Origin of the sequence: Carboxylicivirga sp. M1479, assembly GCF_007097485.1 — a bacterium.
GTDB lineage: Bacteria > Bacteroidota > Bacteroidia > Bacteroidales > Marinilabiliaceae > Carboxylicivirga.
This window is the reverse complement of the sequence record NZ_VKDE01000029.1, coordinates 25,304-41,144: the sequence shown is the minus strand read 5'-3', so window position 1 is coordinate 41,144 and position 15,841 is coordinate 25,304. Positions and strand designations below refer to the sequence as shown.

The following is a 15,841-nucleotide window of genomic DNA, read 5'->3' as shown; positions in this document are numbered from 1 at the left end:
ATTATAAAGGATACAAAAGATCCTTACATGAGGATACGATCGCACAGAATGACCTGAACTTATTAATTAAGAGAAAACTATGCCGAAATTATCGGTGCTTTGTTTGGAATCTTGCTTAGCATCCCTTACTTTAGATTTTAGTCCCTATTTATCGACTAGGTTTAATGAGTATGATTGTGATTTTCATACATCTAACCCGATAATTGATGAATATAATACGCCTGATATTGCTACAGTTGGTGATGGTGCAAATGTGCTTGAGCCAAGAGATACCCATGCGTTTTCAGAGTATAACCATTAATGATGGCCTATCGTTAAGCTCGGTTTACTGCATTTCAAAAGATAGCAAAGGATTTATGTGGTTTGGTACCGAAGATGGCTTAAATCGTTATGATGGGTATCAATTCAAAATTTATCGCACCGACGTTAAGAATCCCAATAGTATATGTTATAAATGGATTGAACACATTGCTGAAGACCAAGAGGGGTGTTTGTGGTTTGGTTCACGAAACGGATTGTCTCATTTTAATCCTGTTAATGAGGTTTTTACCAATTATTCTCTTGCTCAGTCGACTTCAATTATCAATGATACCATTACTGCTTTGCATGCCTTTAATACAGCGATGTGTGTTGGCACAAAAGGAGGACTAACAATTTTTAATGCACACACTCTACAAGCCAAATCATATACTAAAACAGGGGAGGTGTATTCTTTGCAAAGTGATGGTGTTAAGTTGTTTGTTAGCGCAGAAAATGGTTTGTTTTGTGTCGATGAGAACCTTAATTGGAAAACTCTACTAGTCGAAAAAGTACAGTTCGCAGTCATTGCTAAAAGTAATGTGTATGTTTCATCTGATAATAGTATAAAGGTGTATGATACAGAGCGCAATCAGGTGTTTGAAATTCCCATTGATAAACAAATCAAGCAGATTGAATCATTGGCCATCGACAAACAGCAGCGTTTATTCATCAATACCAAAAATGGCTTATGGGTGCATCATTTGAATAAACAATATACGAAACAATTGATCGAAACGTTTAACACCACCAATAGTCTATCAATCAATAAGAGTAAAGCTCTTCAAATAGACAAGGATGGCAATGTTTGGTATGCGACACATGGCGATGGTTTGTTTATTTTTGATGAAGATCTGCAAGTTTTAAAGTGTATTCATAATCCAACAGATAAAGAGAGTGTTAGTCAAAATGCTTTCAACTGCATCTATTCAGATTTAGAAAGTGGTAACATTTGGCTCGGAACTTATGGAGCCGGAATTAATATTTACCACCCATCAGCAAATAAGTTTACCCTCATAAAAAATAACCCTTTAAGTGACAATAGCTTGCCCAGTAACTTTATTTGGTCGATACTGGAAGCTCGTGATAGTTGTTTATGGATAGGAACAAATGATAAGGGTTTAAGCCGTTATTGCCCCAAAGCTAATCGCTTTACCAACTTTAGTTCGCAGCCAAAGAATACCAATTCGCTTGGACATAATTGTGTTCGCGAATTGTTTGAAGATAGCGATGGAAATATTTGGATTGGTACTGATGGTGGAGGGTTAAATCGATATAACTCATCAAATGGCAGTTTTACAAAGTATTTGCATGATGAAAATGATGCCCACTCCATTACGGGTAATTCTGTTCGTGTGGTATTTGAAGATAGTCAAGATCAGCTATGGGTTGGTACGAGTCAGGGATTAAATTTGTTTAATCGTCGGCAGAATACCTTTATGCGTTATACTCATCAGCCTAATAATACTAACTCCTTATCGAATAACTTTGTATATGCCAGTATTATAGAAGATGAAAAGGGGAATTTATGGATTGGAACTTATGGGGGAGGATTAAATTGCTTTAATCCTACAACTAACACATTTAAGCATTATACGACACATGGACAGCCAGGTAGTTGCTTGAGCGATGATATTGTTTTTAGTTTGTATGAAGATGAACAAGGATTTATTTGGGTTGGCACTAACGAGGGACTCAACATCTTAAATCCAACTACGGGAAAAATACAAGTGCTAGGGATGCAAGATGGATTGCCCAATGAGGTAATTTATAGTATAATGCCTGATGATGCTGGATTTTTGTGGATGAGCACTAACCATGGAGTATGCTGTCTGGATCCGCAAACAATGAAAACGCGTAATTATGATGTGAGTGATGGCTTACAGAGCAACGAATTTAATGGCGGTGCCTTTCATAAAGGATATTCTGGGCGACTGTATTTTGGTGGTGTTTATGGCTTTAATATTCTTATGCCAACCAAAATTCAAGAGAACTCTTTTATGGGCAAGCCTGTAATTACACGTCTCGAAGTACTTGGCGATGAAGTGCAAGCATCTACAATCGATCTGGGCATAGGGTCACGAATAAGTGAAGTTGATAGTCAGTTTGTTTCTTCATCCAACATTAGTTATACAAATCATATAGAGTTAAATTATTCGCAGCGTTTTTTTGCCATCGAATATTCGGGGCTAAATTATTTATATCCCGATAAAACAAACTATGCCTTTCAGTTATCTCCAATGGATAAGCGTTGGAATAAGGCTGGTCAACGCAATTATGTGTCCTTTGCAAATGTTAAACCTGGCAATTATACTTTTAGAGTTGTCAGTACTAATGGCGATGGAGTTTGGTCAAAAAACGAAGCGCAATTGCACATTACTATTCGTACACCTTTTTGGCAAACAACATGGTTTGTCTTGCTCGAAATCACAGTTGTATTGTTACTAATAGTATTTGTGTATCGATTTTTGCTTAAGGTTAAAATGAATAAGTTATTAAAAAACAGGAATGAACAGATTTTAGAAACCAACAGGCAGTTGCATGTTTCTGAAGAGAATTTACGTCAGATGAATGTTACCAAAGACAAGTTCTTTTCAATTATCTCGCACGATTTAAAAAATCCATTTTCCAGCTTATTGGCCATTAGTAATATGCTTGATCAAAATTATGAACAAGCCGATGAAGAAGATAAACGGCAAGGTGTCCAACGAATTAATAACTCGGTCAAACATATTTATTTGTTGTTAGAAAACCTCTTGACATGGTCACGTTCCCAAAGAGGTAAAATTAATTTTGAACCAAAGAAATTCGATTTATCAACTTTAATAATAGAGAACTGTAATTTATACCGTGAGGCAGCTGAAAAAAAATCAATCAATTTGATTAATAACACACCTGACGGAGCAATCGCTTATGGCGATAGGAATATGGTAAGTACCATTATTAGAAACCTCACAGGAAATGCCTTAAAATTTACGCCCGCGAAAGGTACTGTAAGGTACGAATTACTTAGTGTGCAAGGAATATGGAAATTGAGCGTAATTGATAATGGAGTGGGTATTGCAAAGGCTGATCAGGATCATTTATTTAATATTGATAAAAAATTAAAAACGGATGGCACCGAGGGGGAAAAAGGAACGGGACTAGGCCTAATTATTTGTAAAGAGTTTGCCGATAAAAATGGCGGTCAAATTGGGGTTATTAGTGAATCAGGTAAAGGTGCTGAATTCTGGTTTACGATTGCTCAGAATAATTAAAGTCTTTCCGTATGGTTAATTCCATATATACACCATCTTCTCATAGTTTGTGTAGTTGTAAGTTGCTTGTTGTTTTCTTGTTATGAGATTGATTTGAAAGCTTGTTGGCGAAAAAGAACATCGCCTTTATCCATAAGTACTTAACAAACCATTACCAATCAACTCATCTTAGTTTTATTTATTGCATAGAAAAACTCGGTTAATTGCGCTGGCTTCAGTTAACTGTCATGTTAGTCAGAGTAAGAATAGATTAGTCGTTTACTAGTGTTAATAAATAATAAACTTTTCGCTACAATTTTGGTTTACCCTAAAAAGACTATTTTTGCAATCGAAAAATAAAAAAAAGAGCAATGGCATTAGCGATTACGGCATATGGCACCAAGGTGTTGCGAAAGGTGTGTGACGAAATAACGAAGGATTATGATGGCTTAGAAGCACTGATCGATAATATGTGGGAAACAATGTATGAAGCGGGTGGTGTTGGTTTAGCTGCTCCACAGGTTAATAAGGCTATACGTTTGTTTACGGTTGATACTGTTCAGGTTTTTGAGGGGATGAATGATGAAGATAAAGAAGATTTATTTGAAGACGAAGAACCCATCAAAGAGACATTTATCAATGCTCAAATAATAGGAGAATCGGAAGAGGTATGGGCCGAAAATGAAGGCTGTTTAAGTCTACCAGATATAAATGGAGAAGTTGAACGCCCCTGGGCCATTGAAATAGAATACGTCGATAGAAACTTTAAAAAGCATAAACGCACTTTTACAGGTTATAATGCACGAGTTATTCAGCACGAGTATGATCACACAGAAGGAATTTTATATGTTGATCATCTGTCTGGTATTTCCAAAAGATTAATTAAGGGCAAATTAAATAAAATAGCAGAGGGAAAAGTGTCAGCTCGTTACCGAATGCGTTTTGCAAAATAACAATATACGAATCATTGAGATGGCCTTAATTCATGCGAGTTAAGGCCATTTTTGTTTGATGATGGCATGTCGTTTAAACAATTTTCTTTCCGTTTTGAGCAATAATATTGCAGCTTCATGCAGTTCCCAAAGTCCTCGGCTTTTTAATCCTATACTTTTGTCAGTAGAAATAACTATTCATCAAAGGAAAAAGATTACAAAGAGGATTCAATCATGAAAAAGCACTCGATTAAAATGTTACTAGCCCTACTAATACTAAGTGTTAGTTTGATTAGTTGCAATTCAAATGACAATGAGGCCACAGCCAAAACAAAACGCTTTGTTAAGGTTGAGCGTTTAAGTAAAACACAGAAAGCCGAGGAATTGGTTTTTCATGGACAAATTAAAGAAAAGAAAGAAGTAAGTGTTGCCTTTAAAGTGGGCGGTCAGGTGTTTAATGTCTTGGTCGATGAGGGAGATTATGTTTCAAAAGGGCAGGTTATAGCACGCATCGACCCTCGCGATTATAAAATACGTTTACAATCTGCTAAGGCTCAATACCAGCAGATTAATGGGGAGTATACGCGTTATCAGGAGTTGTATAAAAAGAACAAACTTCCAATTAACACATTGGAAAAATTGGAAGCTGGCTTTTTATCGGCACAAAGTGCTTACGAAGCAGCTCAAAATGCCTTGGCAGATACCGAGTTGAAAGCGCCGTTTGAAGGTTATATTTACCGAAAGAAGATTAGTAATTTTGAAAATGTAGCACCTGGTCAGCCAATTTTTTCGCTACTGGATGTTAGTCATTTAGAGGTAGTATTTAGTTTGCCCGAAAGTAAAGTAAACAAAGCTAAAAATTTTGCGGCAATTTCTATCGATGTGCCCAATGCCAATGCCTACCAAGTGCCAGCTGAAGTGTTATCGGTTAATGAAAAAGCAAACGGCAATGATATGTATGATGTACGCCTAGTGGTTAATAATTCGGCAAAGAATGAATTGAAACTAGGTATGTCATCCAAAGTGCGAATACAGTTGGCGAGTGATAATCAGCAAGTTGTAATGGTGCCGGTTGAGTCGGTTTTTTACAAAGATCAAACACCATATGTATGGGTTTATAGCCCGGTAACATCCACTGTTGCCAGAAAAAAAGTGGTCGTAAGTAAGATAGAAAACAATGGTTTGGTATCACTTTCTTCGGGCTTGGAAGGCACTGAGTTGGTTGTAACAGCAGGTGTTTATAGCCTTACAGAATCACAGTCAGTTCGTTTATTAAAGGATACTAACCTTTTATAAGTTCAAATAACATGTTAGACAAGATTTTATCTCAAAAAGCATTTTTGAGCTTCATTTTTATTGCCCTTTTGTTAGGAGGATTTTACTCCTTTAACTCAATGGGAAAGCTTGAAGATCCTGAAATACCAGTTAAGGCAGCCGTTGTTATTACACAATATCCGGGTGCATCGGCACAAGAAGTGGAAGAGGAAGTAACTGATGTGTTGGAAAAAGCGATCCAACGTTTGGAGAATATTGATTTCCTGGAGTCGCGTTCAACAGCAGGTTTATCGGAAATTACCATCAATATTAAATCAGGTGTTAAAACAGATGAGATGCCACAGTTGTGGGATCATTTGCGTCGTAAAATTAGCGATGTAAAAGGCAGTTTACCTGCAAATGCCGGCGATCCAATTATAAATGATGACTTCGGCGATGTATCGGGTATTTTTATTGCTGTTTCGAATGATGGTTATAGTTACCACGAATTTCAGAGCTATGTTGATTACCTGAAACAGGAGTTGATGTTGGTGGATGGAGTGAAGCGCATTGAAGTGTTTGGAAAACGTACTGAGGTAGTCAATATTAGTTTTGACAATGAGTATTTTGCTTCTCTTGGTATTAATCCAATGCTAATATTTCAGTCGTTTAACGACCAGGGAAACATCGTTAATCCGGGCAGTTTTGTGTCGGGGAGTGAGCGTATTCGCATCAGCATAGGTAATAAGTTTCAAAGTTTGGATGAGATTCGAAACTTTGAGGTGAAACTGCCCAATGGCGGACGATATCGTCTTGGACAAATTGCCAAAGTAGAACGAGAATTCTATCAACCTGCTTTACAGAAATTAAAATACAATGGTAAGGAAGCCATAAGTCTGGCCTTATCAATGGAAAAAGGGGGCAATGTTGTTGTGCTTGGTGAAGCTGTTGAAAAGCGTTTAGGCGAATTGCAGAATCAATTACCAATTGGTATTGAATGTCACAAAGTGTTTTATCAGCACGAGAATGTGAATGAGTCCATCGATAACTTTATGATTAACCTGGTGGAGTCGATTGTAATTGTGATTGTAGTGCTTTTATTGGCCATGGGTATACGTGCTGGTTTATTAATAGCTAGTGGTTTGGTTTTTACTATATTAGCTACTTTTATTATCATGGCTGGTTTCGATATAGAGCTGCACCGTGTGTCTTTAGCTGCTATCATCATCGCCATGGGTATGTTGGTTGATAATGCCATTGTAATTGCCGATGGTATTTTAATTGATTTGGATAAAGGGATGGATCGACGAAAGGCCTTTGTAAATACGGCTAAGAAATCGGCAATGCCCTTATTGGGAGCCACCTTGGTTGCAATTCTGGCTTTTATGCCTTTAGCTTTTAATAGTACTGGAGCAGGTGAGTTTCTTCGTCCACTGTTTTATGTCTTAGCTATTTCATTGTTTATCAGTTGGGTGCTAGCCATGATTCAAACGCCGTTTCACGCGCAGTATTTTTATAAAAAGCGCGATGGCAAAAGTGGTGATGGAGAGCACGATCCATATGGTGGCCGTTTTTACCGGTTTTTTGGTAAGCTTGTGAAGTTTGCACTGTGGCATAAATCATTATTTGTTATTGCTACGGTCATTGTGTTGGTTCTTTCGTTTTGGTCCTTTGGTTTTGTTAAGCAAAACTTCTTTCCAGGCGCTGAGTACGATCAATTTATTCTAGAGTATCGATTGCCCGAGGGTAAAGACATCAGTCAGGTTGAAAAGGATTTGGATGAAATTCAGCAAACCATATCGACTTGGGATAACATGGCTTCAGTGGTAACTGGTTTGGGTAGTACGCCGGCACGTTATACACTAATGCGTCCGATGAATGGATTAAGCCTAAGTTATGGGGAGCTAATTATTACAGTTGAGGATAAGGAACGACTGGATGAAACCATTTCTCAACTTCAGGAGTATGTGAACAATAATTACCCCGAAGCCTTTGCCAGAGCCAGAACGTACATTGCCATTGGTGGTGATTTTAAAATAGAAGCCAAATTTACCGGTAAGGATGAAAAGGTGCTACGTCAGTTGGCCGAGCAAGCTAACGAAGTAATGCGTAATGAGCCTACAGCTGCATTTGTAACGCATAACTGGAAAAACAAAATAAAGGTATTAGCACCCGTATACTCACAGGACAGGGCACGCGAGTTAATGGTTAGCCGTGCTAATGTAGCAAATGCTTTGGCCATTGCCTCCAGTGGTATGCCTGTTGGTTTATTTTACGATGGCGATTACCAGTTGCCAGTAATGCTAAAGCTTGATAAAACCATAGAGCAGGATATTAATCAATTGGCTTCCATTCCTGTATGGTCTGGGTTGCCGCAGAGTGTAGCTTTAAGCCAGCTGGTTGATTCAATTGATGTGAGGTGGGAAAGTAGTATGATTCGTCACTATGATAATCAACGCGCCATTACAGCACAATGTGACCCAATAATGGGTGTGGCACCACCAGAGTTGTTTGCAGCTTTGCAGGCAGATATTGAAGCCATTCCTTTACCTGAAGGTTATACTTTAGAGTGGTTGGGCGAATACAAAAGTAGTAATGAAGCCAATGCCGGACTGGGAGAGAAACTACCTTTGGCGGCCTTGTTAATGATTATTATTGTCATCGGTTTATTTAATAATTTCCGTCAACCGATCATCATATTTGCAATCATGCCTTTGGCCTTTATTGGCGTTATTCTAGGCTTTTTATTAACAGGCACCTATTTCACATTTTTCTCTATCATAGGAACATTAGGATTAATGGGAATGATGATTAAAAATGCCGTGGTTTTGCTCGATGAAATTAACCTTCAGATAGCCGGAGGCAAGGAAGCTTTGCAGGCCATTATTGATGCTACCTTGTCGAGGGTACGACCTGTTATGATGGCGTCGTTAACAACCATACTGGGTATGCTACCATTGGCTTTCGACCCAATGTTTAATACCATGGCTATCGCAATTATGTTCGGGCTTTTAGTTGGTTCCGTAATTACACTTATCGTTATTCCAGTATTGTATGCAGTTATGTACAAGGTAAATACAAAGGTGTTGCATGTTGATGACGATCAAAAAAGTATTGAAGAATAATGTTTATTCATAATTAGTTAGTAGAGTGGAGCCGATTGACTTTTAACAACAGAGTTGTCGGCTCCCCTTGAAAAATAACAAACAGCATTGGTGATAATTAAGACATTCTGAAACGAGCCATGAGTGAAACACTCTCACAGAGAAGGATAAACATGTTGGTAAGTTTCACATGGCAAATGAAAGCAAAATATAAACAGATGAAATAACCATGTAAATTTAATTATCCAAATTGATACACAGGCGGATGATGAAATTTACTTGAGAGTTCCATCTGACAGATGAAAATAAACTTAAACAGATGAAAAATTTTATATTATTCATTGGCTTATTGATAAGCATGGGTAGTTTCGCTCAGCAGAAGATAACGCTTAATCAAAGCCGTCAGATGGCTTTGGATTATAACAAGTCATTAAAATCAGCTAAACTAAAGCATTACGAGGCCGAGGCACAACGCAAAGAAGCACGAACAGCTTACTTACCTAATATTGATGGTACTGCATCGTTAACCTACTTGCCAAGTATGGACGAAATTTCTATTCCAGGTTTTCAATTGCCAGTTATGGATGCGGGAGGTAACCCTACTGATCACACTGTGGGATTTCCAGGTATGGATATTGGTACTGAAAAATTGCAGTATTACAACGGTCAGGTAGCAATGCAAGTACCCATTTATATGGGAGGACAAATTCGTTATGCCAATCAAATGGCTGACAAAGGTGTAGAAATGGCTGGACAGGCCTACCAGCTTCAAACCGATGACGTGGTATACAATACCGACAACGCCTATTGGCATCTGGTTGCCTTTAAGGAGCAATTAAAGGTCGCGTATAAATACTACGAGATGTTGGATTCCTTGGAGCTGCAAATGAAAGATATGTATGATTTGGGCCTAACACCTAAGAGTGAGCAATTAATTGTGACGGTACAAAAAAATGAAGCTCAGCTAAATTTAATGAAAGCGGAAAATGCCTATCGCATTATGAAAATGAATTTATGTCAGATTATTGGAATAGATCTCAATAGCGATGTGGAGCTTGTTGATACCTTACTGCTCGAACCAAAATTAATGATTATGGAAAACGGTGTTCAGCAGGCATTAGTGAATCGTAATGAGTTAAAAATGTTGGATGGACAGGTAAGTATTTCAGAGCTGCAGAAAAAGAGTTCTTTGAGTATGTATAAACCGCAATTAGGGGCACAGCTTAGTTACGGATACATGGAAATACCCAATCTGGTTGATGGGCAAACCCTTACGCAAGCTTCGGCGCAGCTTTCGATCCCAATAGTGCATTGGCGCGAAAAGAAGCACAAAAAGGAAGCCGCGCAATTGCGAGTGCAACAAGCTCAATTACAGTTGGATGAAACCAAGGACTTTGTGCAGCTAGAAGTGCAGCAATATATGATACGGGTGAATGAAGCCTACGAAGCAATTCTTTTAGCCAATAAAAATAAAGATGAAGCAATCGAATCACTCGATGAGGTAACAGCAAGCTTTGATGCAGGACTTAATACAACAACCGATGTTTTAAATGCTCAAGCATCGTGGTTAAGTGCCAATGCTGATTTACTGAATGCCTTGGCTGGTTATGAAGTAGCAAAAATAGCTTATCTAAAAGGAATAGGGGCACTGAAAGTAATGGATACAACCGACCTTAACCAACTTTAGTGTTTCCGGCAGATGGTGGCTCGTTTTAATAAGTTGGGGCGAGTCACTATCTTTATAAATTGTTATTGGGGATAAATGAAAGCGGTATGATGAAGAAATTTGACACTTGTTATAATGATAGATTCTTAAAAGGAAAGCCAATTCTGTTTGTTAATTACAAAACACGGTTTCTTTTTGAGTTCATGATGGGAGTTGTCTTTTACATGATCATCACGTTTACACTGTTTGTGGAAGAACCAGCCAATTGGAGAGGTTTTGCCTTTACCGTTTGGCTCATGTTTTTTATTAGTGAGGGTATTTTTGCCTTTAACAAGATGATAGCATGCAAACATCCATGGCATTCTCATACGCGTCCTCGGGTATTATTTTTAGTGTGTTTTTCTATCATTTGGTTCATTTTGGCTGTTTGGTTATCCCATTATTTTAAGCCTTGGATTGAGAGTGAAGCGGGGAAGTCAATAACTGAAGCGGCTTATAATGTCAGTATTGTCATTGCTATTCTGTTTGTTACCATTTATGTGGTCTTACTATTTTCATACAATTACCATCAAAGTCTAAGTGTGATAATGATTGAAAATGAACGCTTGCAGCAAGATAAATTGAAGCAGGACTACAGGGCCTTGCAAGATCAGATTAATCCGCATTTTCTGTTCAATAACTTAAGTACCTTAATCGCCATTATTCGACAAGATAAGGAGGCTGCCATTCGTTTTGCTAATAATTTTTCTGACGTATACCGTTATGTCTTACAAAGTAATAAGCACACCTCTATTAAACTATCGGAAGAGATTAACTTTATGAAAGCTTTTGGTTCCTTACACAAAGAGCGCTTAAGGGATGGCTTGGTTTCTGAGGCTGACATTGCAGAAAAGTACTATGGGTGGCATCTGCCTCCTTTGAGTTTGCAGTTGTTGGTTGAGAATGCCGTGAAACATAACGTGGCGACAAAAGCATCGCCATTAAAAATAAAGGTGTATACCGAAAACGATTTTTTGGTTGTTTGGAATTCGATTAACCCTAAGGATACTACTTATTCAACCAATACTGGTTTAAGTAATCTCAAAGAACGCTATCAAATATTAACTGATAAGAAAATAAAAATCAGTCATACCAAAGATGAGTTTAAGGTAGAGTTACCTTTAATTGAACAAGCCAAATTTTAAACAAGAATTCAGAAATATAAGCCATGGATATAGATTTTATTATTGTTGAGGACGAGATTCATAGCGGTGAAATGTTGCGAGATATGATTCAAGAGTTGAGGCCAAAATGGCAGCTTAAAGCCATGCTGCAAAGTGTGTCTGAAACCGTTGAATACCTGAATAGTAATAAGCACCCACAAATAATATTCCTGGATATAGAATTGGCAGATGGTAATTGCTTTTCCATATTTGATCAAGTGAGGGTTGATGAGAGTGGCATTATTTTTACCACAGCTTATAACGAATTTGCCCTCAAAGCCTTTAATCTTAATAGTATTGATTATTTGCTAAAGCCCATTAAAACTGAGGAATTAGAAAGAGCCATTGGAAAGTTTGAGAAAGCCATTGAAGTAATTGGGCGTAATAATGAGGCTGACGAGCCCAAAATTGAAACAGCAATAGATTATCAAGCCTTAGCTCGTTCAATTGCCAAAACGCAAGGGGGCTATCGAAAACGATTTTTAATATCTAAGCGCGAATCATTTTTTAAGCTTCGAGTGGAAGATATCGCCTATTTCTATTTTGATGCCCGTGTTACATTTGCTGTGGCATACGATGGCCGCCAACACGTGTTAACACAATCGCTGGATAAGTTAGAAGAGGAGCTAAATCCCGAGATGTTCTTCCGAAGTAATCGTCAAACCATTGTTAATGTAGATGCCATAGATACCTTTGAAAGTTATTTCAGCGGTAAACTTGTGGTGAAATTGACGAATAAACTGAATGATAAAATAATGATTAGCCGTGCTAAAGCATCGGCTTTTAAAGAATGGATGAATCAATAAATTCTTTCATATAAGTGAATGATGCTAAGCAATCGCTAGGTTTAGAAGTTAATATGAGCATAATTTTATTAGACTGGTAAAAAAAAGGCTGTTCAACTATGTGTCAAACAGCCATTCTGTTGCTTAAAAACAAATCGTATTATTTAAAACTAATCACAGCCATTAGAATATCTTGTTCGAGTGACTTTTCTAGGTCATGATGTCTAGCGAGTTCAAGGTATTGATCAAGCTTTTGTTCTTTCTGATCATTATTACCTTGAAGTTCGTATACGCGAGCTTGCCAATAGGTAATTGATAAGTCATTGGGCTTGTATTGTTCTGCATATTCAAGATATGTTTGCGCACTTTTTGCTTTACGTGCAGTCTTTTTTGTTTTGGCTGCAGCATCAATATCCTTGTTTTCAAGTTTATCGATGTCTGAAACTTGTTTAATAGCAAGATTCAGGTTCTCCCTGGCTTGTTCATTGTGGCTCGCATTACCCGGTATATCAAATTTTACGTAAATGGTTTTATCCATTGCATTTTCTTGTCCGTTTATTTTGCCAGCTTTCCACATATTACTGCTGTTTGTGACTGCTTTTAGAACTGCTTCGTCAATTGTTTTCGATACCGAATTACTCACCATTACGTTAGTAACCGACCCATCAGTTTCTATCACAAAATCAATAGCAACAATGCCTTCTTTGCCAAGATAATCCAGTTCAGAGAGGTAAGTTAATTCTTCTTGTAAATGACTTGAAAAGTTTTGACGGTCTGCATCATTCAAGTTTGTTTCGCCAATAAATACTGGGGCTTCAACACGTGTTTCTTCAATGAATTTCTGCTTCATTTCTTCTTCCTGCGCCATAATGCCTACTGTAAGCATTAATAACATTACTACATAACTGACCTTTTTCATGGCTAAATCTTTAAATTCTTAACGAGTAGCAGTTATCAAGTAGTATTCCAAATAGTTTAATTGTCAGTTGGATAGCTATCAGGCGTGTTTGGCATGACTTTCATTTAGGTATAGGCGTGCTTAAATGAACAGAAGCTTGTGCGATAATGAACAGTTTTAAGTTTTATTAAGGGTTTTTGAGTAGATCAATAAACTCTACAAGTAATAGTAATGTAAATTGCACAATAGTGATGATTAGGTGTTTGTAGAATATGCTCTTATAAATAGTTATTCTTTAATATTAGTTATTATCTTGTAATCAATCAATTACTGTTGTATGAAACGAGCCATGAGAATAGCTTTTCACACAGGATCATGAATGTTTTTTGGCGAGTAACATGTGGCAATAGAAATCAAAATACAAACACATGAAAAATATTGCTTTTATAAGTCTTATTAGCTTTCTAATAATTGTAGCTGCATGTACAAAAGACAAGGATCAGTTCAAAAACAAAGGGCAGAAGAGTTTATATATGAAAAACCTGATTGAACCTGACACAATTAGTCCATATAAAGGTGAATATTTTATTGAGGTGAATACCGAAAACTCTTATGCCGGTGCAATAGAGAGCATGAGATTTGAATTAAGTGATCATAGACTTCATCAATTAATGACAAGTGATAATGGACGGGGTTTAACAGCTTATGGTATTGGATTGCATAATCCAGAAACAAGAGAAACGCTTGAAATTAAGTTTTATTCACCTGTTGATACTTGTTTTTACCTAGAATATGCGAACTATTATTTTTCAGATCCATGGAAAGGTAAGGCCGGCATTAATGTTGAGTATTATGTGTCTACAAATAATCCTGATAACCCTGATAGTTTTTATAGGTATTTGGGCTCAAATACCGAGGACAGTAGTTTTGAAATTAATTATATCGGAGAGGAGCACTTAAACGGTACTTTTAAAACAAGATGGGAGGAGTGTTGCGGTGGGCGAATGGTTCACGATATTGAGGGGGAATTTTCCATTCCCATAAAATTCATATATGGAGTAAAGAAATGGCAAGATAGAGACAAGTAGATAAGCGATAAGCAAGTGTAATGAAATTTAGCGTTTTCCGCCATAAGATAATTCATCTCAGTTCTGAGATGTACGAATCAGAACTAACAATTTACTATACAAGAATAGAATTTTATCAAACAGATAGAAAAGAATTGTATTGAAATGCTTAAGTTTAAAAAGCAATTTCAAATCTATGAAAAGTAACAAAAGTATTTTACGCAAACTCTTCGTCTACATGATGAGCTTTGGTATCGCAATGGGTTTTATTTTTCCAGTATATGCCAACATATTTGTTGACTGGAAAGAAGGCTTATTTCCTTATTTTTTAATAGGATGTATTTTGGCAGGTATTACCGTGGGAGTTGTAAGCTTTTGGTTTGTTAAGGTGATATTAATAAAGCAATTGCTCAAGATGTCCGTTGTAGCAACGAAAATATCTAATCGCGATATTTCAAATAAATTGGATATAGAAAGCAACGATGCTGTAGGTGAAATAGCCCAAGGGTTTAATTTGGCCATTATGCGTTTAAATGAGTTTGTTAACGAGATAAATGTAATTACAGATACGGCTAGTAATATCTCAGGTGAGAATAATGCGGTTGATGGCTCTATCGAAACCTTAAATGCAACACTCGATCAGGTTACATCATCAGTTTATAATGCTAATGATCACTCTAAAACTATTCAAGAAAAGGTAGTTAGTAGCAAAAGTTCATTGCGAGCCACTACGTCTAATTTAGAGAATACATCTAAAAGTATCGATGGTTTTTCAGGAACAGTAAGTAAGCTTGGAAACCATGCCGAAGAGATTAATCGAATCGTTTTGCTAATCAAAGAAATTGCTATTCAAACTAATTTACTGGCACTTAATGCTGGTATTGAGGCTGCTAAAGCGGGTGTTCATGGGCAGAGCTTTTCGGTGGTGGCAACCGAAGTACGTAAGTTATCAGTTAATATTGCTTCGTCGGTTGGGGAGGTTGAAACTATTTTTAACTCGCTTAATGATGAGCTTAAACACACCGAAGAACTCAATCGATTGATTGCAACGCAATTCTCTGAAAACCTGGGTCAGAACAAATCGTTTCAAGAGGCCTTTGCTACTATCGAATATGCTTCTCAGGCTAATTTGGCAGAAGGCACTCAATTAATGACAGCTGTTTCAAGTTTAAATGTGACGGTAGAAAAGATCAATGAGACATTCAATTCATTTTCGGAACATATGAATGAATTAAATGATACCATACAGTTGTATAAAACGGCCAATTAAAGTGTAGGAAGTTATCGTTTAAAGCTTCGAGGATTGCAATTAAATAGTGTTTTTAAAGTTTTGTAAGTGTATTTTAATCAACTAATCCCAAGGCAAAGTGCTGTATGGTTTGTTAATGGTTGATATATTT

Annotated in this window: 10 protein-coding genes; 9 read left to right on the top strand and 1 reads right to left on the bottom strand. The window is 37.2% G+C overall.

Going from position 1 to position 15,841, the window contains the following annotated elements:
* Positions 1-206: 206 nt before the first annotated feature.
* The 7 genes from FNN09_RS16195 (at position 207) to FNN09_RS16165 (ending at position 12,497) form a co-directional block, all read left to right on the top strand.
* Positions 207-3,554, top strand: a complete 3,348-nt coding sequence (locus FNN09_RS16195; RefSeq protein WP_143303466.1) for a two-component regulator propeller domain-containing protein — start codon at positions 207-209, stop codon at positions 3,552-3,554.
* A 350-nt stretch (positions 3,555-3,904) separates the two neighbouring features.
* Positions 3,905-4,486 (top strand): peptide deformylase, encoded by a 582-nt coding sequence (def, locus tag FNN09_RS16190; RefSeq protein WP_143303465.1) that lies wholly within the window; start codon positions 3,905-3,907, stop codon positions 4,484-4,486.
* Between the two features lie 213 nt (positions 4,487-4,699).
* Positions 4,700-5,761, top strand: coding sequence for an efflux RND transporter periplasmic adaptor subunit (locus FNN09_RS16185; protein ID WP_143303464.1), 1,062 nt, complete (start codon positions 4,700-4,702; stop codon positions 5,759-5,761).
* An 11-nt stretch (positions 5,762-5,772) separates the two neighbouring features.
* Complete coding sequence (locus FNN09_RS16180) at positions 5,773-8,844, top strand: efflux RND transporter permease subunit (protein WP_143303462.1); 3,072 nt, start codon at positions 5,773-5,775, stop codon at positions 8,842-8,844.
* A gap of 298 nt (positions 8,845-9,142) precedes the next feature.
* Entirely contained in the window at positions 9,143-10,510 is a 1,368-nt protein-coding gene (locus tag FNN09_RS16175; protein WP_143303460.1) for a TolC family protein, read from the top strand.
* Positions 10,511-10,596: 86 nt separating this feature from the next.
* Positions 10,597-11,673 (top strand): sensor histidine kinase, encoded by a 1,077-nt coding sequence (locus FNN09_RS16170; protein WP_143303458.1) that lies wholly within the window; start codon positions 10,597-10,599, stop codon positions 11,671-11,673.
* A gap of 23 nt (positions 11,674-11,696) precedes the next feature.
* Complete coding sequence (locus tag FNN09_RS16165; protein ID WP_143303457.1) at positions 11,697-12,497, top strand: LytTR family DNA-binding domain-containing protein; 801 nt, start codon at positions 11,697-11,699, stop codon at positions 12,495-12,497.
* Positions 12,498-12,636: 139 nt separating this feature from the next.
* Here the strand turns inward: FNN09_RS16165 and FNN09_RS16160 are convergent, their stop codons facing one another.
* Positions 12,637-13,395: a TonB family protein gene (locus FNN09_RS16160; protein WP_143303455.1), complete on the bottom strand. Its 759-nt coding sequence runs from the start codon at positions 13,393-13,395 to the stop codon at positions 12,637-12,639.
* A gap of 407 nt (positions 13,396-13,802) precedes the next feature.
* Here FNN09_RS16160 and FNN09_RS16155 point away from each other — a divergent pair, with 407 nt between their 5' ends.
* Both FNN09_RS16155 and FNN09_RS16150 read left to right on the top strand, forming a co-directional pair.
* The gene (locus FNN09_RS16155) at positions 13,803-14,462 is read left to right on the top strand and encodes a hypothetical protein (RefSeq protein WP_143303454.1); all 660 of its coding nucleotides are present in this window, start codon (positions 13,803-13,805) and stop codon (positions 14,460-14,462) included.
* A 175-nt stretch (positions 14,463-14,637) separates the two neighbouring features.
* Positions 14,638-15,711 (top strand): methyl-accepting chemotaxis protein, encoded by a 1,074-nt coding sequence (locus tag FNN09_RS16150; protein WP_143303452.1) that lies wholly within the window; start codon positions 14,638-14,640, stop codon positions 15,709-15,711.
* The last annotated feature ends 130 nt before the right edge of the window (positions 15,712-15,841 follow it).